The sequence below is a fragment of the Candidatus Accumulibacter similis genome (assembly GCA_013347225.1).
GTDB lineage: Bacteria > Pseudomonadota > Gammaproteobacteria > Burkholderiales > Rhodocyclaceae > Accumulibacter > Accumulibacter similis.
Genome location: CP054595.1, coordinates 2,743,837 through 2,766,084, shown reverse-complemented (window position 1 = coordinate 2,766,084; position 22,248 = coordinate 2,743,837). Strand labels below are relative to the sequence as shown.

The 22,248-nt window shown below is 66.0% G+C and carries 4 protein-coding genes; all 4 read right to left on the bottom strand.

From position 1 onward, the window contains the following. Positions 1-2: 2 nt before the first annotated feature. The 4 genes from HT579_12245 to HT579_12230 all read right to left on the bottom strand — a co-directional run bounded on the left by HT579_12245 (position 3) and on the right by HT579_12230 (position 22,064). The gene (locus HT579_12245) at positions 3-1,811 is read right to left on the bottom strand and encodes an HlyD family efflux transporter periplasmic adaptor subunit (protein ID QKS29609.1); all 1,809 of its coding nucleotides are present in this window, start codon (positions 1,809-1,811) and stop codon (positions 3-5) included. A 117-nt stretch (positions 1,812-1,928) separates the two neighbouring features. After that, positions 1,929-2,243 carry a DUF3467 domain-containing protein gene (locus HT579_12240; protein QKS29608.1) on the bottom strand — a complete coding sequence of 105 codons (315 nt, stop codon included), beginning with the start codon at positions 2,241-2,243 and terminating at the stop codon, positions 1,929-1,931. A 94-nt stretch (positions 2,244-2,337) separates the two neighbouring features. Further along, a complete protein-coding gene (locus tag HT579_12235; protein QKS29607.1) occupies positions 2,338-2,769 on the bottom strand; it encodes a PEP-CTERM sorting domain-containing protein in 432 nt (143 codons plus the stop codon). Positions 2,770-3,029: 260 nt separating this feature from the next. Further along, the gene (locus HT579_12230; GenBank protein ID QKS29606.1) at positions 3,030-22,064 is read right to left on the bottom strand and encodes a tandem-95 repeat protein; all 19,035 of its coding nucleotides are present in this window, start codon (positions 22,062-22,064) and stop codon (positions 3,030-3,032) included. Positions 22,065-22,248 lie beyond the last annotated feature (184 nt).

Genomic DNA, 22,248 nt, shown 5'->3' with positions numbered 1-22,248 from the left:
GCCTACGGCAGCCAGGTCCAGGCCTGCAGGCGCAGCCAGTCGCTCAGGCGGTGCGTCCAGATCCAGGCGTAGCTCTGCGCGCCGGCGTCGATCTTGCCGACGCCTTCCATTCCCGGGCGCAGCTTGAGGTCGCTGCGCGCCAGCCGCGCTTCGACGCGAAAGACGTTCCTGCCGTCCTCGGCTTCGGCGGTGGCGATGTTCTGCACCTCGAAGTCGAGGGCTTCGCCGGCCATGCCGGCGAGGACGAGGCGGCCGCTCTGGCCGGGACGGACGTCGCGGATGTCGCGATCCTCGACCTTGAGAATGACCCGCCAGGCGTCGAGCGGGGCGATCTCGAAGAGCAGCTTGCCCTGCTCGACCGGCGAGCCGAGGAGCTGGCTGAGGTCGCCGGAGACGACGACGCCGTCGAACGGGGCGACGATGCTGGCGCGTGCGAGCTTCTCCTCGACCAGCGCGAGTTGCGACTCGGCCTGCTGCATCTGCGCCAGCGCGACGTTGGCGTTGGCGCGCTCGTGCCGGGCCAGGGCGTCGCGGTAGCGGCCTTCGTGCTGGCCGCGTTCGGAGCGCCAGCGCTGCCGTTCGACGAGGAGGTCGCGCTCGTCGAGCGTCGCCAGCACCTGCCCCTGGCGGACGATGAAGCCGGCGCGCACGGGTGCCTCGCGCAGGAAGCCGTCGAAGGGGGCGACGGCGGCGCGCTGCACTTCGCCTTCGACGACGGCGCGGGCGTTGACGCGGTAGTCGCCGTCGAGGAAGAGGATGCCGAGGAGGACGAGGGCGGCGGCGGCGAGCCCGACGCGCAGGCCCGGCCGGCGGCGGTCCCGGAGGTGGCGCCAGGTGTCGCGCAGGCGGTACGCGAGGCGCCCGGCGAACCAGCGGTGCAGTTCGATGCGGCTGGCGAGGAGCGGCGCGAGCAGCGTGCCGACGGCCTCGCAGCTGCGCACTTCGTCGCTGGTGAAGGGGTTCGCGCGCGCGAAGCTGAGGACGCCGATGCCGAGACCCCGGTGTTCGAGGACGACCGAGCAGACGGCGCGCGCGCCGGCGAGGTCGCGGTGGGCGATGGCGATGCCGCCGTCCGCTTCGTCGAGCGGCGGCTGGACGATGCTGCGGCGCTGGTCGAGCGCCTCATCCATGGCGTTTTCGAGGGCGGTGACGAACTGGCTCTTCCTTTCGAAGAAGGCGGAGTGCGAGAGGGCAAGCAGGCGCGCCTGGCCGCGACGGTCGATGCCGAGCGCGACGCGGTCGCAGGCGAAGCGGCTGGCGAGGTCGTTGACCACCGCCAGCGCCAGGTCCGGCAGGCGTTCGTGTTCGGCGGCGACGGCGAGGACGTCGAGTGCGCTGCGCGCGCGCTCGACGCTTTCGGCGTCGGCGAGGCTCTGCCGGCGCAGGAAGAGCGTCTCGATCCAGCCGATGCCCCAGTGCAGTTGCCGCAACACCTGTTGCAGTGCGTCGTCGGGGCGCTCGGCGAGGTCGACGATGACGGCGCCGTGCAGGCGCCCTTCGAGTTCGACCGGGTAGGCGACGACGACGAGCGCGCCGGGCTGGCCGTACAGCACCTTGCCCTGGCGTTCGCCGAGGCATCGTTCGGCAGCCGGTGCGAGGTAGCCGACGTCGGTCTGCGCCGAAGGCCAGACGGCGGCCGGGACGAAGGTGCCGCCGCCCTGCTCGAGCAGCAGCAGCGCCGCGCGCACCTCTTCGATCTGCAGGCATTGCAGCGCCAGCCAGCTGCTGCAGAAGTCGGCGGCGGTGGCGGCAGAGGCGAAGGCTGACCAGTGGTCAGCATGGGCGCCGGCAGAGTAAGTGCTTGACTCCAAGAAAGCCCTTCAGAACCAGCATCACGACGCGGCGGGTTGGGGCATCATCGCTGCCAACCGCCTGCAGTTCAGGCAGTTGGCAGCGCCTGAGGCAAGGGGCAGGCGCTGACCGGGCTCCTAGTTGAGTTGCCCGTAGCGCTGCTCATACTCTGCGATGAGTTGCGCCAGCATCGTCGACAGCCGCTTGGCGGCGAATGGACTGAGCATGATTCGATGCGACAGTTCAATCGCCATCTCCGGCTGCGCCCGGTCCCAACTGTTGTTCACGCCGAAGTTCAGCACCACTTCTTCGCGCGTGCTGTTCGCGTTGGCAAAGTTCGCGTACGAGCTCTTCAAGCCATCCGTGACCCACCGGATCCGCGGCATTTGCGGCGCGGCAGCCCCCTCCGGAGGATTCGGAACGGCGCTTTCTTGTTGGTCGACTTTGCTCATGGCCTTCACTTCTCCCTTCATGATGTGACGTTGAAAAATCGCTGCCGCGGGCGAGCGAATGCCTGGTCGTTCGCCCGCTTGTCCGCCTGCCGGCTCAGCGCAAACGGCGACTCCAGCCCACCAGGGCCAGCAGCCCCATCGCGACGAGCGTCGATGATGTCGGCTCGGGTACGGGCTGTATCGATCCCTGGGTCACATTGATCCAGCCCACCTGTTCCGGAACAACGTAATCCGAGGCTGCCTTGCTGGCAAAGAGGATGGCCGACGCACCCAGCGGCGCACTCTGCCGGATCATGAAAGCCACCTCAATCAGGGCGCCGGAAATGCCATCCACGGCAACACCAGGCGTCGCCAGACTGAGCTCGACCTGCCACAGGGTGTCGTGCAAGAACAGCGGCTGCCCCGCCAGCAACGAAAACCCGCTCGTTGCGGAACCGGTCGTCGCCGCCGAGAAGCTGAAGACATCCGCATCGAAAGTCAGCACGAGATCGGCCGCTTCAAGCTGCGTGACGACGCCATCGAGCAATGATGCCGTGATCGACGTACCTCGCTCGGCGCTTGCCGGCAGCCCAACCGAAAAAGGCGAGGCATGGGCGGGAAGCGCTGCGGACAGCGCCATACCCAGACAGAACATGCAAGCATTGACTCCTGGTTTCATGCAGACCCTCCTTTCAACACCGGCAAAGCTCCGGTCATCCTGCCATCACGACGAGCCGCCAGGACATGGCGCTCGCTTCCCTATCGTTTTGCCGCTCATCGAGCGCATCCCTCGCACCGAACATCAGTTTACAACGCCCCCAAACGCGCTGCGGTCCTTATTGCGGCGGGCTGCGTCACGCTCACCTTTAGCCCTGCATTTGGCGATGCCGGCCGCGCTTGGCCAACGTTGCCGAGATAGTCCTTCAGCCACGGCTTGCGGCCGCTGTCGATGGCCATCGCCTCACTGATCGCGGCCGGCATCGAGAAACTGGCAGCCAGGTCGATCACCGGTGCGACCGATGCGGGACCACCGATCGCCGGCGCTGCCGACCACGCGTCCGCACCGATGACCCTCTCGGCTCGCGGTGCAGCAGCAGATAGCGGTGTTGCGGTCACCTCTGGATGACCACTCTCAGCCTGTGCGGCCACGGTGATTCGCCCGTCCGTTTCATCGGCACCGGGCTGCGGCACGACGCCAAGGGTCAGGTGGCCGTCGTTCAGGCGGGCATACTGCAGGTCGATCGGGCTGACGCCTGGCAATGCATCTGCCCTGACCCGCAGGTCGATGTCGAGCAAGGTACCGGCACCACCCGCAAGTGCTGCGAGGCGCGTCATGTCGACCGTGATCCGGCCTGGCTCGGTGCTGGCAATGAACCAGCCGAAGTCACCACTGATCGAGCCACGCCGTACTTCGACCAGGTCGAAGCGGCTGGCGTCGTAGGCCATCCTCAGTTGTGCCGATTCCAGACCGAGGGCGGTGTCGATGCGAACCGGGACGGTCACCACCGCGCCACGATCGGCCGTGACGTCGATGGGAACATCGACGCGCGGATCGGGACCGGAGAAGCTGATCGCGCCGACACCGACCGGGATCGGCGGGATCTCGGGACGGTCAACGCTGCCCGCTGCTCCCATCAGGAAGCTCGCTTCCTGCAGCACGCGGCTGGCGTCGATCGAGGTCAGCGTGCCGCTGCCGTTGATGTCGGCGATGATCAGCGGGTCGACATTGCGATAGGCAGCGAACCCGGAGTCGAGCTTGACCAGAACACGCTGAACCTGCTGTCCGTCCAAGGTGGTGTAGGTGGCGTCGCCACTCGTGTCGCCGAAGTAGCCAACGACCTGCAAGGCATCGTCGTCGGTGGCACCCTGGCCATTGACCAACACCTCGTCGAGATCGAGCACCTGCTTGGCGCCATAGGCGGCTGTGCTCGGCACGAAGGCCTGCAGGTCGAGCAGGTGGACCTTGCCAGCCGCGAGGGCGCTGGGGCTCCTGACGCGCAGCTTGAGAACCCCATCTGGCGCCGGCAGTCGCTCGACAGTCGCGCCGGCGGGCAGCCCCGAACCAGACGACACCGTCTGCAGATCGAGTAGCGCCGGGTCGTAATGGAGCGTGAACTCGACACTGGTCACGCCTGCTCCGTCGGACAGATAAAGCGGCAGGAAGCCGGTCTGCGAGGGCGCGGTGAGGTCGACGAACTGGCCCGGCCCGCGCATGAAGTCGGGCAGGCTGAGCGTACGAACCGGAGCGGAGGTGGTGAAGGTCGTGCTGAAGGCGTCGCCGGTGCTGCCGTCACCGTTACCATCCAGCGCGCCACCGGCGGTGTCCTTGAAGGCCAGCGGTCCGCTCGCGAGACGCGCGGTCCACGTTCCGGCCGCCAGCGTGCCGCCGCTGCGGATGAAGGTCAGGCCCTTGCCGTCGGCGTCGACAACGATCGAGCCTTTGACCGGGCCGCTGCTGCCGGTGAGTGTGACATCCGCCACCCCGAGTCCACCGGTCTCGGTGTCATACAGGTTGAGGACCGAGGGGTCGATGGCGCGATTGAAGCCAACCTGGAACCCGGTCGACGTGGGGGTGAAGCGCGAGACAGTCAGCGCTTCCGGCGTGACCGTCAGGGTGACGGTGGCGATGTTGGAGTCGGCCTGGCCGTCGTGGGCGACATAGCTGAAGCTGTCCGCGCCGAAGTAGTCGGCGTCCGGCACGTACGTGAAGCCACTGTCGGACCCCAAGGTCAGCGTACCGTGCTGTGGTCCGCTGACCAGTGCCACGGTCAGGGTGGCGCTGTCGATGTCGTAATCATTTGCCAGAACTCCGGGTGGCGGCACGCTGAGCGGGGTGTCCTCGGTCAGCGTGAAGGCGTCGTCCCCCGCGACGGGCGCATCGTTCACCGGCGTCACGGTCAGGGTGACGGTGGCGATGTTGGAGTCGGCCTGGCCGTCGTGGGCGACATAGCTGAAGCTGTCCGGGCCGAAGTAGTCGGCGGCCGGGACGTACGTAAACCCGCCATCGGAACCCAGGTTCAGCGTGCCGTGTTTCGGCCCGCTGACCAGCACCGCCGTCAGGGCGGCGCTGTCGATGTCGGAGTCGTTGGCCAGCACCCCGGATGGCGGCACGCTGAGCGGGGTGTCCTCGGCCAGCGTAAAGGCGTCGTCCGTCGCGACGGGCGCATCGTTCACCGGCGTCACGGTCAGGGTGACGGTGGCGATGTTGGAGTCGGCTTGGCCGTCGTGGGCGAGGTAGCTGAAGCTGTCCGGGCCGAAGTAGTCGGCGTCCGGGAGGTAGGTGAAGCCGCCGTCGGACCCCAGGTTCAGCGTGCCGTGTTGTGGCCCGCTGACCAGCACCGCCGTCAGGGTGGCGCTGTCGATGTCGGAGTCGTTCGCCAGCACCCCGGATGGCAGCACGCTGAGTGGGGTGTCCTCGGCCAGCGTGAAGGCGTCGTCCGTCGCGACCGGCGCATCGTTCACCGGAGTCACGGTCAGGGTGACGGTGGCGATGTTGGAGTCGGCCTGGCCGTCGTGGGCGAGGTAGGTGAAGCTGTCCGGGCCGAAGTAGTCGGCGTCCGGGCGGTAGGTGAAGCCGCCGTCGGACCCCAGGTTCAGCGTGCCGTGTTGTGGCCCGCTGACCAGCACCGCCGTCAGGGCGGCGCTGTCGATGTCGGAATCATTGGCCAGCACACCGGATGGCGGCACGTTGAGTGGCGTGTCCTCGGCCAGGGTGAAGGCGTCGTCCGTCGCGACGGGCGCATCGTTGACCGGCGTCACGGTCAGGGTGACGGTGGCGATGTTGGAGTCGGCCTGGCCGTCGTGGGCGAGGTAGCTGAAGCTGTCCGTTCCGGAGTAGTCGGCGTCCGGGCGGTAGGTGAAGCCACCATCGGACCCCAGCGTCAGCGCCCCGTGCTGCGGCCCGCTGACCAGTGCCGCCGTCAGGGTGGCGCTGTCGATGTCGGAGTCGTTGGCCAGCACCCCGGATGGCGGCACGTTGAGTGGCGTGTCCTCGGCCAGCGTGAAGGCGTCGCCCGTCGCGACGGGCGCATCGTTCACCAGCGTCACGGTCAGGGTGACGGTGGCGATGTTGGAGTCGGCCTGGCCGTCGTTGGCGACATAGCTGAAGCTGTCCGGTCCGACGTAGTCGGCGTCCGGGACGTACGTGAAGCCGCCATCGGACCCAAGGGTCAGCGTGCCGTGCTGCGGCCCGCTGACCAGCGCCGCCGTCAGGGTGGCGCTGTCGATGTCGGAATCATTGGCCAGCACCCCGGATGGCAGCACGCTGATTGGCGTGTCCTCGGACAGCGTAAAGGCGTCGTCCGTCGCGACGGGCGCATCGTTCACCGGCGTCACGGTCAGGGTGACGGTGGCGACGTTGGAGTCGGCCTGGCCGTCGTGGGCGAGGTAGCTGAAGCTGTCCGGTCCGGAGTAGTCGGCGTCCGGGAGGTAGGTGAAGCCGCCGTCGGAACCCACGTTCAGCGTGCCGTGTTGTGGCCCGCTGACCAGCACCGCCGTCAGGGCGGCGCTGTCGATGTCGGAATCGTTTGCCAGCACCCCGGATGGCAGCACGCTGAGCGGGGTGTCCTCGGCCAGCGTGAAGGCGTCGTCCGTCGCGACGGGTGCATCGTTCACCGGCGCCACGGTCAGGGTGACGGTGGCGACGTTGGAGTCGGCTTGACCGTCGCTGGCGAGGTAGGTGAAGCTGTCGGGGCCGAAGTAGTCGGCGTCCGGAACGTACGTGAACCCGCCGTCGGACCCCAGGTTCAGCGTGCCGTGTTGTGGCCCGCTGACCAGCACCGCCGTCAGCGTGGCGCTGTCGATGTCGGAGTCGTCGGCCAGAACGCCGGATGGCAGCACGCTAAGTGGAGTGTCCTCAGCCAGCGTGAAGGCGTCGTCCGTCGCGACGGGCGCATCGTTCACCGGCGTCACGGTCAGGGTGACGGTGGCGACGCTGGAGTCGGCCTGGCCGTCGTGGGCGAGGTAGGTGAAGCTGTCCGTTCCGGAGTAGTCGGCATCCGGAAGGTACGTGAAGCCGCCGTCGGACCCCAGGGTCAGCGCGCCGTGCTGCGGCCCGCTGACCAGCACCGCCGTCAGGGCAGCGCTGTCGACGTCGGAGTCGTTGGCCAGCACGCCGGATGGCAGCACGCTGAGCGGGGTGTCCTCGCCCAGTGTGAAGGCGTCGTCCGTCGCGACTGGCGCATCGTTCACCGGCGTCACGGTCAGGGTGACGATGGCGACGCTGGAGTCGGCCTGGCCGTCGTTGGCGAGGTAGGTGAAGCTGTCCGTTCCGGAGTAGTCGGCGTCCGGAAGGTACGTGAAGCCGCCGTCGGACCCCAGGGTCAGCGCGCCGTGCTGCGGCCCGCTGACCAGAGCCGCCGTCAGGGCAGCGCTGTCGACGTCGGAGTCGTTCGCCAGCACCCCGGATGGCAGCACGACGCTAAGTGGAGTGTCCTCGGCCAGCGTGAAGGCGTCGTCCGTCGCGACGGGCGCATCGTTCACCGGCGTCACGGTCAGGGTGACGGTGGCGACGTTGGAGTCGGCCTGGCCGTCGTGGGCGACATAGCTGAAGCTGTCCGTTCCGGAGTAGTCGGCATCCGGGACGTAGGTGAAGCCGCCGTCGGACCCCAGGGTCAGCGTGCCGTGCTGCGGCCCGCTGACCAGTGCCGCCGTCAAGGCGGCGCTGTCGATGTCGGAGTCGTTGGCCAGCAACCCGGATGGCAGCACGTTGATTGGCGTGTCCTCGGACAGCGTAAAGGCGTCGTCCGTCGCGACGGGCGCATCGTTCACCGGCGTCACGGTCAGGGTGACGGTGGCGATGTTGGAGTCGATCTGGCCGTCGTTGGCGACATAGCTGAAGCTGTCCGTTCCGGAGTAGTCGGCATCCGGGACGTAGGTGAAGCCACCGTCGGAACCCAGGCTCAGCGCGCCGTGCTGCGGCCCGCTGACCAGCACCGCCGTCAGGGTGGCGCTGTCGATGTCGGAGTCGTTGGCCAGCACGCCGGATGGCAGCACGCTGAGCGGGGTGTCCTCGGCCAGCGTGAAGGCGTCGTCCGTCGCGATGGGCGCATCGTTCACCGGCGTCACGGTCAGCGTGACGGTGGCGATGTTGGAGTCGGCCTGGCTGTCGTTGGCGAGGTAGGTGAAGCTGTCCGGGCCGAAGTAGTCGGCGTCCGGGATGTACGTAAAGCCGCCATCGGACCCCAGGTTAAGCGTGCCGTGCTGCGGCCCGCTGACCAGTGCCGCCGTCAGGGTGGCGCTGTCGATGTCGGTGTCGTTGGCCAGCACACCGGATGGCAGCACGCTGATTGGCGTGTCCTCGGACAGCGTAAAGGCGTCGTCCGTCGCGACGGGCGCATCGTTCACCGGCGTCACGGTCAGGGTGACGGTGGCGATGTTGGAGTCGGCCTGACCGTCGTGGGCGAGGTAGGTGAAGCTGTCCGGTCCGGAGTAGTCGGCGTCCGGGAGGTAGGTGAAGCCGCCATCGGAACCCAGGTTCAGCGTGCCGTGTTGTGGCCCGCTGACCAGCACCGCCGTCAGGGCGGCGCTGTCGATGTCGGAGTCGTTGGCCAGCACCCCGGATGGCAGCACGCTAAGTGGAGTGTCCTCGGCCAGCGTGAAGGCGTCGTCCGTCGCGACGGGCGCATCGTTCACCGGCGTCGCGGTCAGGGTGACGGTGGCGACGTTGGAGTCGGCCTGGCCGTCGTTGGCGAGGTAGGTGAAGCTGTCCGTTCCGGAGTAGTCGGCGTTCGGGACGTACGTCAACCCGCCATCGGACCCCAGGGTCAGCGTGCCGTGCTGCGGCCCGCTGACCAGCGCCGCCGTCAGGGTGGCGCTGTCGATGTCGGAATCGTTGGCCAGCACCCCGGATGGCGGCACGCTGAGTGAAGTGTCCTCGGCCAGCGTAAAGGCGTCGTCCGTCGCGACCGGCGCATCGTTCACCGGCGTCACGGTCAGGGTGACGGTGGCGACGTTGGAGTCGGCTTGGCCGTCGTTGGCGAGGTAGGTGAAGCGGTCCGTTCCGAAGTAGTCGGCATCCGGGAGGTAGGTGAAGCCGCCATCGGACCCCAGGGTCAGCGCGCCGTGCTGCGGCCCGCTGACCAGCGCTGCCGTCAGGGTGGCGCTGTCAATGTCGGAGTCGTTCGCCAGCACCCCGGGTGGCAGCACGCTCAGCGGAGTGTCCTCCGCCAGCGTGAAGGCGTCGTCCGTCGCGAAGGGCGCATCGTTCACCGGCATCACGGTCAGGGTGACCAGGGCGACGTTGGAGTCGGCTTGGCCGTCGTTGGCGAGGTAGCTGAAGCTGTCCGTTCCGAAGTAGTCGGCGTCCGGGACGTACATGAAGCCACCGTCGGACCCGAGGTTCAGCGTGCCGTGCTGCGGCCCGCTGACCAGTGCCGCCGTCAAGGCGGCGCTGTCGATGTCGGAGTCGTTGGCCAGCACCCCGGATGGCAGCACGTTGAGCGGGGTGTCCTCGGCCAGCGTGAAGGCGTCGTCCGTCGCGACGGGCGCATCGTTCACCGGCGTCACGGTCAGCGTAACGGCGGCGACGCTGGAGTCGTCCTGGCCGTCGTTGGCGACATAGCTGAAGCTGTCCGGACCGAAGTAGTCGGCGTCCGGGAGGTAGGTGAAGCCGCCGTCGGACCCCACGGTCAGCGTGCCGTGCTGCGGCCCGCTGACCAGCGCCGCCGTCAGGGTGGCGCTGTCGATGTCGGAGTCGTTGGCCAGCAACCCGGATGGCAGGACGCTGAGCGGGGTATCCTCGGCCAGCGTGAAGGCGTCGTCCGTCGCGACAGGCGCATCGTTCACCGGCGTCACCGTCAGGGTGACGGTGGCGACGTTGGAGTCGGCTTGGCCGTCGTTGGCGAGGTAGGTGAAGCTGTCCGTTCCGAAGTAGTCGGCGTCCGGGATGTAGGTGAAGCCACCATCGGATCCAAGGCTCAGGGTGCCGTGCTGCGGTCCGTTGACCAGTGCCGCCGTCAAGGCGGCGCTGTCGACGTCGGAATCGTTGGCCAGCACGCCGGATCGCATCACGTTGAGCGGAGTGTCCTCGGCCGGCGTGAAGGCGTCGTCCATCGCGACGGGCGCATCGTTCACCGGCGTCACGGTCAGGGTGACGGTGGCGATGTTGGAGTCGGCCTGGCGGTCGTTGGCGAGGTAGGTGAAGCTGTCCGGGCCGGAGTAGTCGGCATCCGGGACGTACGTGAAGCCGCCGTCGGACCCCAGGGTCAGCGTGCCGTGCTGCGGCCCGCTGACCAGTGCCGCCGTCAGGGTGGCGCTGTCGATGTCGGAGTCGTTGGCCAGCACCCCGGATGGCGGCACGTTGAGTGGCGTGTCCTCGGCCAGCGTGAAGGCGTCGCCCGTCGCGACGGGCGCATCGTTCACCGGCGTCACGGTCAGGGTGACGGTGGCGATGTTGGAGTCGGCCTGGCCGTCGTTGGCGAGGTAGGTGAAGCGGTCCGGGCCGAGGTAGTCGGCGGCCGGGGTGTAGGTGAAGCTGCCGTCCGTATTCAGGCTGAGCACACCGTGCGCGGGTCCCGAGACCAACAGGGCCGTCAGTGGATCACCATCGACGTCGCTGTCGTTACCCAGCAAACCGGGGGCGACGATGGTCAAGGGGCTGTCTTCGTCGGTCACGTAGTTGTCATCCACGGCGATCGGCGCGGTGTTGCCGGCTCCGTGGATGGTCAGAAGGCCGTCGGTGGCATCCGGTTCGGGAACCGGCAGCGGGGTGAGGACCAGGCCGTCTTCGTTGAGGCTGACGTGGCTGAGGTTGAGCGCCGTGGCGCCAAGCGCCGCGGTCGGCCGGACCCGGAACTCGATGTCGAGGATACTCCCCCCACCGGCCGGACGTGGAGTGGTGAGCGCGAGACCGACGGTGAGCACACCCGCCGTTGTCGAGTTGGTGACGATCGTCGCCCCCGCGCCGGCCGAACCGCCGCGAGCGACGACGAATTCGAGCCGTGTGGGGTCATAAAGCAGCCGAAGATCAGCCGCTTCGAGGCCGATGGCGTCGTCGATCAGGACCGGGACAGTGATGACGCTGCCGGGGATGGCCCGGAGATCGGTCGGGATGTGCACGTACGGATCAGGTCCCGGCGGCGTGATGGTGATCCCGGGCAGTGGCGGTATTTCCACCTGGTCGTCGCCGACGACTTCCTGCAGGATGCGGGTGGCGTCAAGCGAGCTGACGGTTCCGTTGCCGGTGATGTCGGCGATCAGCGCTGGATCGGCGAGCGGGTAAGCGGCGAAGCCACTGTCGAGCCGAACGGTGTGGCGCAGGACGCGCTGACCGTCGAGAGAGCTATAGGAACCATTGCCCGTGGCGTCGCCGAAGTAGGCGACGACGTGGACAGCGTCGTCGGCGACGGCCGCGAGCCTTCCTTCGTTGAGCGAAAGGTCGCTGAGGTCGAGGACCTGCTTGACCCGGTAGGGGGCAGTCGCCGGAACGGCGGCAGTGAAAGTCAGCAGATCACGGGCGCCGGCAGCGAGGGGCGTCGGGAAGGACATCCCGACGCGGATCAGGCCGGGGACGGTGAGATTGGCAGCGAAAGTGTAACCGGAGGGAAGCTGCTTGACGTTTGGCGTAACGTCGCTGATGGTGAGCAGCGCCGGGTCGTAGCTGAGGCTGAAGTCGATCGACTGGACGCCGTTTCCGTCGCTGAGACGGATCGGGATGCCGCTGACGGTGGCCGGGATGTTGACCGGCTGCCCGGGGCCGCGAATGACGTCGGGCAGCGAGAGGACGCGTGGCAGCGGCCCGGCAACCGAGAGGGTCGTGACGTAGTTGCCACCGGGGGTGCCGTCGTCGTCGCCGTCGAGGAGGCGACCGAGGGCGTCGATGACACCGTTGGCGGCGCTGCGCAGGGTCAGGGTGTAGGTATCGGGCGCGAGGGGACCGCCGGTCCTGACGAAGCGGAAGCCCTGAAGGTCGTCGTCGAGGACGAGCGAGCCGGTGACGGCGCCGGTCGCCGCGCCGACGAGCGTGACGTCGGCCGGGCCCTGGCCGCCGGTCTCGGTGCCGTAGAGGTTGAGGGTGGTGGGGTCGAGCGCGCGGTTGAGGCGGATCGAAGCGCCACTGGTATCGGTGGCAACGGCGGTGACGGCGAGGCCGTCGACGACCTGGGTGGCGGCGTCGGGAGTCGCCGGCGCGGCCTCGGTATTGCCGACGTGGTCCTGGGCGACGCTGTAGAAGGCGTAGCTGTGGCCGGCCTGGCCCGTGAAAGTGGCGGAGGTGGCGGTGATGTCGTCCTTCCAGAGGACATAGCTGCCGCCGTCGGTGGACACGTAAATGTCGTGGCTGGCGACGCCGGAGCCGCCGGCGTCGTCGGTGGCGGTCCACTGGACGAGGAAGTCGGGGCGCGTGCGCGTCGGCGACAGCGCAGTCACGGAACTGGTCGGAGCGCCGGCGTCGATGGTGTTGAGGGCTTCCTTGGCCGGGTCGGTGCCTTTGGCCGGGTCGTGCGGGTCGACCTGGTTGGTGGCGATCGCGGGTTGCCCGTCGAAGACGATCAAGGCGATGTTGCGGATCTCGGTGCCGGTGGCGAGGCCGGGTTTCTGGTCGATGAGGTAGGAGACGTGGCCCATGCCGCGGCCGGTGCCGTCTTCGGGCGGCAGGAAGCCGGTGAGCACGTCTGGTGGCAAGCTGGTGTCCGGGTCGATCGAGTAGAAGTGGGCATACACTTGCCCCGTGGCGAGGTTGATGCCAGCCTCGATCTGGACGTCGAAATCCTGACTGTTGTAGTGGATTGGGACGGTGGTCTCGTAGTGCTGGGCGTTGGTGGGGACGGTGATCAGGTGGTCGCCGAAGCCGATTTCGGTCAGGGCGAAGGTGGACCAGTCGAGGTCGGGGTCGAGTTGGTCAGTGATCGTGACGATCTGGGCCGGGGCGGTGGCGGTGGCGTCGTTTTCGAAGTCGATGCGGTAGGGGAGCGTGACGGACGGGCTGATGTAGCCGGCGGTGCCGAAGCCGGAGGGGCCGAGCTTCTGATTTGGATCAACTGCGCCCGGTATCCCACCACTTCCCCCGGGACCTGGGCCGTTTGGTGTATTTGGACCATCGGGGAACATTGGATTCCCGAAAGCGTCTACCCAGTTACCTGCATCATCTGGGTTAAGAATATCGTAGATAAGATTGCCGGCTGCTTCTCCTATGCCCCAGCCTGCCACAATAGGCGACACTATTGGAACCCATTTTGCCGCCACCCTTGGTATGAGTTTATGGTCGAGCAATACATGAAACTTTCCGATACCTATGCGCCCTATCTTGCCGAGATCACCACCAAGGCTTTTTGAAATGCGGTCATATGTCCATCGAAGGTATTGTTTCGGAATACCTGGGATTATCTGCCAGCTCTTGAGTCCAGAAGGATCAACAATTACAGATGGTGCATTGTCCACGTACCGATACAGATTTGAATCACCACTCAAAATACCAATCGGATCTACCTGCGTAAAGCGCCCAGTTGCTGATTGATAGTACCTAGCGCGCATGTGGTCTAGGCCATTCTCGTCACCCATTACTCCTAATTCAGCTACATAACGGAAGGGGTTAGAAGTCGTGCCAGAGTGATATGCAAACGTTCCAAATGGCAAATACGAGTAGCTGTTTAGCAAATTGCCGCTCGGCCCAATTAGGCCGGCTGTATTTCCAAGTGCATCAAAGGTGTACCACGCAGACGCCCCACCGGCCGTCCGGGACAACAAACCAAACCCGTGGTCGTAACCCGCAATCAGACTCCCCGAAGCGTCGTACTCTCCCACTACATTACCCAGCCCAATGGGATCGATCGTGTAATGCGCCGCGATCCCATTGTGGCTAGCCGCCACCCGCTGACTGAACGCATCGTAGGTGTAGGCCCACGCATCAGCACCTTGCTGCACAGCGATCAGCCGGTTCTCATCGTCATAGCTGTAAAGCACCGTCCCGGACGGCGAGGTCTCTGAAATCAGGTTGCCATCAACGTCGAAGGCATAGGTGGTATTGCCGACGTGCGTGTACTGGTTGAGATTGTTGGTCGTGTACGCCGTCGTGACGCCGTTCTCGACGGTGCGGATGCGGTTGCCCATCGCGTCGTAGACGTAGAGCAGATCCTGGTCCGGGATCGCCGGATTGGTCGAGGCGAAGACGGCATGGGTAAGTTGCCCTATGTCGTCGTAGCTGTAGGTCCAGGCACCGTCCAGCGTGCCCATGCTGATGCGCCGGCCGCGGCTGTCGTAGCTGTAGTCGAAGCGCGAAAGGAGGGTGGCATCGGACTTATGGTTGACCAGGTGCAACAACTGCCCGGCGGCGTCGTAGTCGTAGGTCGTGTAAACACCGTTGCCGAGCGTCTTGAGCGCGATGCGGCCGGCGGCATCGTATTGATACAGGACGACCTGCACGCTGCTCTCGTCAGTGATCCGCGACAGGCGGCCGACGGCGTCGAATTGGTAGAACAGTTGATGGCCGAGCTGATCGGTGCTGGTGGCGCGCCGGCCGGCGCTGTCGTAGGTGTAGTCGAGCCAGCGTCCGCCTGGGCCGGGATAGTCGATGCGCGTCAGGTAGTCGTGAGCGTCGTAGGTGAGCGTGGTCGTACCGGTAACGTCGGTGGCGCTGGTCAGGTTGCCGCGCGCGTCGTACAGATAGTCGACGTGCGTGCCGTCGGCATAGGTCTTGCGCGTGATCTCGCCGTCGGCGTTGTAGGTGAAGCCGACCGGCGTGCCGCGGCGGTTGGTCCAGGTGGTGGACTGGCCCAGGCTGTCGTAGCCCCAGCGTTCCTGGCTGCCGTCGGCGTAGGTAATGTTGGTCAGGTTGCCGTGGCCATCGTAGTTGTAGTCGGTGAGGTTGCCGTTGGCGTCGGTCAGCCTGTCGAGGCGGTTGAAGTCCGCCGTGTAAGTAAAGCTCGTGGCATTGCCCATCGCGTCCGTGAAGCGCGTCAGGTTGTCGCCAGAGTCGTACTGGAACATGCTGGTCCGTCCGGCCGGGTCGGTGACGCTGCTCAGGTTGCGGTTCGCGTCGAGCGACAGCAGCACCGAGTTGCCGAGCGGGTTGGTGCTCTTGAGGATCGTCCCCCAGTCGTCGAAGAAGAACTGCGACGGGTTACCCAAGGCATCGGTGGCGGTCACCGTGCCGGCGGTGTCGTAGCTGAAAGTGATTCTCTCGGCGCCGCCGTCGCGGTAAGTGCTGGCCAAGCGGCCATGGCTGTCGTAGGTGTAGGTGCGGTGGCTGCCATCGGGGAAGGCGACCTCGCTGAGCGCGTGGTCCTTCGCCGCGCCCTGGCCGGTGAGGTACGAATAGCTGGTGACGCGGCCGTCGTAGTCCTGGACGGATAGCAGGTGCTGGTTCGAGGCGTCGTACGTGTAAAGCGACTGGCGGCCGTCGCTGTCGGTGACGCTGGTGATGCGGCCGGCGCCGTTATAGGCCAGCGTGAGCGACTGGCCGGAGGAATGCGTCAGCCCGGTTAGCAGTGCGCCGGTGTAAGTGCAGTTGATGCGGTTGTCGTTGGTGTCACGCACGAAGTCGAGCTTGCCGTCGGCGCGGAAGTAGTACTGGGTGCCGTCGCTCTCGGTGAGCATGAAGGTGCCACCGACGTAGGAGGTGAGGATGCCGTGATCGCCGGCGGCAGCGGTGTAGCGGATGTTATTGAGCACCGGACCCCCTGCTGGCCCAGGAATCGTTAACGAAGCCGCAGCATGGGCTTGTGACCAACCGGCACTAGGAGGGCGCCTGTCCGGCTCGAAGATGCGCGGCGTGCCGGTCATGTCGGTAATCTTGACCGTCCCACCGGTCTCGGTCGCCAGCGAAAGCTGCCAGTTGTTGGCCCAGCCGCGGCCCAGCGGACCCAGCTCGAAACGGCGCGAGATCGGCTGCGCATAGGCCTGCGAAAAAACCAGGTCGGGTCCGGGCGCCGGCATCGCCGCCTGCGTGCTCGACGCGAGGTAGCGGATCGGGCTGAGCCCTTCGGCCTGGCGAAGTTCGAAACCGAACAGCCGCGAGACCTCCGAGGTCGAAGCACCCAAGTTGCCGAGGAAGGACGCGTTCTCGTTCAGAGCCGCAAGGTAGCCGGTCCAGGTACCACCGACATTGGAGATCAGATTGCTCCAGATCGCCTGCCAGGCATCCGGCCGGACATAGTCGGGCCGGATCGAGGTGCCGATCGAGTTCCAGTCCACAGTGTTGCCGTCATCCCGAGCCACGCCGACAGAGAACTCCACCGTGCGGTCAGCGAAGTCCCACGGTCCCTCCAACCCGATGAAATAGACCGGTATCCTGCCGGTTTCGCCCGGCTGAAGAAGGCCCGGAGTCGAGCCGGTGGTCAGGAACTGCACCGAGCTGGAAAAACCTGCGGGAACGGCGCTGGTCCAGAAACCTGGACCGACGCGTGCCTGGTCGAGTGTCATCAGCGGCCGATCACTGCCGTCCGGGTCGTCCGATGAGAGGATCAACAGCGGCGCCGGAATCGCTTCGTTGCCGGTGTTGGCGTAGTCGACGTACAGCGTCGCGGTCGCCTGCCGGCCGAGCACCGACGGCACGACGAGCTGGATGTCGAGTTGGCCGGCGCCCGCGCCGGTCACCGTGAAGCCATTGACGAGCATGTCAGACACGCCACCCGGCTCGCTGGCCAACAGCGAGTACATGCCTGGGGCCAAGCCGGCCAGCGAGAAGTTCGCCGTCGCCCGGGTGGGTGAGCCAACGACGACCGATGCCGCGGGGATGGTCGTCGCACCGGGTGCCACCAGCGAGAAGGTCGTCGTGGCATCGAACCCGGCCCCGGTCAGAGTCAGAGTCGCCGTGGCGTCGGCGGCGTAGCGATCCGGCGTGACGCCGCTGAGATAGACACCACTGCTCGTGGCCGAGATGTCGAAGGAACTGTTGGTTCGGATCGTATCGCCATAGACCAGTGCGTACCACTGGCCAGCGTAGGCCATCGGCACGACGATCTCGTGATCCGGGGCGGCGGAACTGGTGAAGCGATAGTCGTAGTCGGCACGCGTGGGCGGAGCACCGAACTTCAGATACAGCTCGCTGACGTTGTTCGACGCGTCGTCGTCGAGCACCACCTTCAGCGGGTTGCTGGTGGGCACGTCGATGCGGAACAGTTCGGCCTGGCCGCTACCGGCGAACTGTCCGGTCTGGAAGGTGCCGATCGTCAGGTCGGTGACCCGCGTCTGCTGCATCTGGAAGGCATAGGAACCACCCGTATGGCCGCCAGTGCCGTGGGCCGCCAGCGTGTAGGTGCCGTCGCTGGGCAGGGTGAGGAGGTCGGAATCGCGGTCGACGTCGGTGAACCCGATCCAGCCGCCGGGCCCGGTCAAGGCGAAGAGAATGCCGGTGCTGGAGCGGGTGACCAGGTCGAAACGGACCTGCGTGCCAGCGTTGGCCGAGAACTGCCATTGGTCCACGCTGTACGGGTTCTCGATCAGGCCCGTGACCTGGCGATTGAGGAGCAGCGGTGAGAGATCCGCGGTGACGTCCCAGACGGTGGCGAGGTAGTTGCCTTCCTGCGCGAGATGATCGACTGGCGCCTTGATGCGAAGGCGGTAAGTCCCATCGGCGGGGATCGCCACGTCCTCGAGCGTCACGACCTGCCCGGGAGCAGTGCTGTCCTCGCTTGCGATGATTGTGCCCGTTCCGTCGACGAGCTCGACATGAGCCCAGTTCAACGCCGGCGACAGGACGCCGCTTCCGCCGGTATCCACGGCCACGGTGATGGACTGCCCTCCACGGGCGAAGAAGGACCATTCGTCCAGTTGCCCGGCGATGGAAATCGCACCAGGCGTCGGATTCGCCATGTTGATCGGCCCGCTGTCCGGGATCTGGATGATCGATCCGCCGATGATGGTGCTGGTGCCGCTGACTTGCGCCGCGCGCGTGTAGAGCTGCAGGCCATTCAGGTCCAGGGTCGCGCCATCCGCAACGATCAGCGAGTTGGTGTAGAGCGCTTCGGGGTCGGTTCCGGCTGCGTTGTCCGACGAATCCACGAGCTTCAGGTAGGTGTTGTCCGACAGCTCGAGCGTGCCATAGACGAAGTTGCGCGAGAACCCGGTTGGATCGTCGCTCAGCTCGCGTCCCATGACCTCGAGTTGCTGCGGGCTTGCCGCGGTGCCGGCTCCGTCGAAGCGGACCACCGCCTGCGGAGCGTATCGGTCGGCGTTGCGAGTGGCGCCAAGGAGATCGCCGCTGATGTTGACCGTGCCGGCGGTAACGCCGGTCAGGATGCCGAGATCGTCGACCCGGAACGATCCGTTGAAGTCGAAGATACCGCCAGCCTCCGGGTTGAGTACGCCGGCGTTGATGAAGTCGCTGGTGTTGATGGCAAGCGAGTTGCCGGAAAGGCTCAGCGTAGTGCGGTTGACGAACTGGCTGCCGGTACCGGCGGTGGAGAATGTGTTGCCGCTACCCCAGGTGGGGTGCCAGCCGGCAGGAAAGGTCCAGACTGCGCCGTGGGCGGCGGTTAGGGCTGTACCATTGAGGGACGTGATCCCCGTCACGTCGAGCACGCTGCCGGCGCCATCCACCGTGATGTTGTTGCGATGGCTGATCGCCCCGGCCAGGGCTATCTCGCCACCCGCCAACGCATTCACGTTCGTCGTGTAGTAGTACCAGGGATACGGATAGCCACCGCTCTGATACTCCCCACCCCCGTAGAAGCTGTCCAGATGCGACAGGTCGATCCGGCTCCCCAACCCGCTCGCCTCAATCGTCGTGTCCCCGTAGTTGTACCCCGTGTAGCTCGTCGCCACCGGGAAGAGAATCCTTGCCGCATCGTGGGCGTACAGGGACACGTCAGCCAAGGAAACCAAAGACCCGAAGGTCACCACGTTCCCTGCTTGCACCGTGATGCTGGCGCCCGAGACACTCGTGACACCGCCAACGTCGAGCACGCTGCCGACGCCATCCACCGTGATGTTGTTGCGATGGCTGATCGCCCCGGCCAGGGCTATCTCGCCACCCGCCAACGCATTCACGTTCGTCGTGTAGTAGTACCAGGGATACGGATAGCCACCGCTCTGATGCTCCCCACCCCCGTAGAAGCTGTCCAGATGCGACAGGTCGATCCGGCTCCCCAACCCGCTCGCCTCAATCGTCGTGTCCCCGTAGTTGTACCCCGTGTAGCTCGTCGCCACCGGGAAAAGGATGTCCCCACCACCGGTGGCGGTGAGGTTCACGTTCCTCAGTGTCGTCGCCGCCGCAAAGTCCAGTACCACACCGGTCTGCGCCGTCAGGCTCGAGTCCGTCACTTCAGTCGCCGAACTGAAGCTCAGCGTCCCCGGGACGTTGACGGTCAGCACCGTTCCACCGAGCTTCGTGATCCCCGTCACGTCGAGCACGCTGCCGGCGCCATCCACCGTGATGTTGTTCCGGTGGCTGATCGCCCCGGCCAGGGCTATCTCGCCACCCGCCAACGCATTCACGTTCGTCGTGTAGTAGTACCAGGGATACGGATAGCCACCGCTCTGATACTCCCCACCCCCGTAGAAGCTGTCCAGATGCGACAGGTCGATCCGGCTCCCCAACCCGCTCGCCTCAATCGTCGTGTCCCCGTAGTTGTACCCCGTGTAGCTCGTCGCCACCGGGAAGAGAATCCTTGCCGCATCGTGGGCGTACAGGGACACGTCAGCCAAGGAAACCAAAGACCCGAAGGTCACCACGTTCCCTGCTTGCACCGTGATGCTGGCGCCCGAGACACTCGTGACACCGCCAACGTCGAGCACGCTGCCGACGCCATCCACCGTGATGTTGTTGCGATGGCTGATCGCCCCGGCCAGGGCTATCTCGCCACCCGCCAACGCATTCACGTTCGTCGTGTAGTAGTGCCACGGATACGGATAGCCACCGCTCTGATGCTCCCCACCCCCGTAGAAGCTGTCCAGATGCGACAGGTCGATCCGGCTCCCCAACCCGCTCGCCTCAATCGTCGTGTCCCCGTAGTTGTACCCCGTGTAGCTCGTCGCCACCGGGAAAAGGACGTCCCCACCACCGGTGGCGGTGAGGTTCACGTTCCTCAGTGTCGTCGCCGCCGCAAAGTCCAGTACCACACCGGTCTGCGCCGTCAGGCTCGAGTCCGTAACTTCAGTCGCCGAACTGAAGCTCAGCGTCCCCGGGACGTTGACGGTCAGCACCGTTCCACCGAGCTTCGTGATCCCCGTCACGCCGAGCACGCTGCCGGCGCCATCCACCGTGATGTTGTTCCGGTGGCTGATCGCCCCGGCCAGGGCTATCTCGCCACCCGCCAACGCATTCACGTTCGTCGTGTAGTAGTGCCACGGATACGGATAGCCACCGCTCTGATGCTCCCCACCCCCGTAGAAGCTGTCCAGATGCGACAGGTCGATCCGGCTCCCCAACCCGCTCGCCTCAATCGTCGTGTCCCCGTAGTTGTACCCCGTGTAGCTCGTCGCCACCGGGAAGAGAATCTGGCCGCCCGTTGATGCCGTAAAGCTGTCACGTGCAAGCGTGGTCGCTGCAGAAAACGCCAAGACCGCACCACCACTGACATTGACCGTCGCGTCCGCAAGCTCGGTCACACCAGACACGTCCATCGTGCCGCCAGTGCCGTCAAGCGTCCATGCGGTGTAGCCGTCAACGTCCCCGGATAGGGCCACGTGCCCGCCATTGGCCGCAGAAATCTGTGTCGCACCGCTGGATCCACCAACGAGCCCGGTCAAACCCGAAAGATCGACCTTGCTCGCCGCGCCGCTCGCCTGAATCGTGCTCCCACCGGCGCGGCTCGTGAATGTGGTCGCGCCCGTCAGCGAAAGGACGCCCCCATTCGCTGCGTAGAGATCCACCGAGTTGAGCGTTGCTGCGCCCGCAGCCGTCACTTGTGCGGTCGTACCATCTACCGTTACCGTGGCATCGCTGAGGTTCAACCTTCCCGCGCCTGCCAACACGTCGCCGGTATTGTGGACCGTTCCAGACAGGTTGAGTTGGGCGCCAGATCCCGCAAGTTGAATGGAACCACTGTTGTCGGTTTGCTGCGCAACGGTAAGGCTCACGCCATCGATGACCAAGGTCTCCGAGTTGCTCAGCGAACTGACCGCAACGTCCTGATCAATGGTGATGGTCGGGCTATCGGCAAGGTCCAGGATGACCTCGTAGGTCTCCGTTGCCGTATCGTTGGGAGCAACACCGATGTCCCAATGGGTCGGGTCAGACCAGTTGCCTGAACCGCCAACCCAGCGCGCGAGGAGCACAGCGGCGGGCTGTGCGCCGAAAGACGCGGCGTCCATGGCTGCCGACGTGTCACTGCGGCCCAAGGAGGTAGGTGCCGGCTCGGTCACACGCGTACGTTCAACCAGCAGTTCATAAGGGCCAGATACTGTCCCCTCGCCCGCCGGGCGCACCTGGACATAATAGGTGCCCGTCAGCAGAAGCTCCTGCTGGCTGATCGCGGCGTCGTTGCCCGACCCGCTATTGTCGTCGGCGGCGATCTCCGTCCCACTGGCGTCGCGCAACGAAACATACGGGTCCATTTCACTGTTCGGCGTCTCGACGCCGATCGAGACGATGTCGCCCTGTCGCAGATCCAGTCGCCACCAGTCTGCACCCGACGCCGCTGACCCGGAGACGCGAACAACGGCCGGCCCGCCGCCTCCCGCGTCATCGCTCAGCGACAGCGGCGTGCTGCTGGCTGCGTAGGCGCTCTCTGGCTGTGACTGCGGGACTTGCGCCGAAGCGGCGAGATCGAGGTCAGCCGACAACAGCAACCTCGGCTCCAGCGCCTCGAAGAGAAGCCTGCCGGGCAGCGACGCGACGGAGTCCTTTGGGCCCGGCGCCCGGCCAATGGCCTCGAAGGCGCGCTGGCAAGCTGCAGGAATGCGGGCAAGTAGCAATCTTCCGATCGGAGCCGAGTCGCGATAGGAAACCGGAGAATTCCTGGACATTGTCGTTCCTCCCCAACGCAAAGTGCCGAACCCGCGCGCGCCCGAGCCGAGGCGACCAGCGCGCCCACATACCCCATCCTCAGAATATGGTGGCACACCGCTTCTTACAGATTGCCTACACCAGGAGTGGTCTTGGATCTTTTTTTCGCTTGCGGATGAACCTGCGGAACGTTCGTCCTCGCTC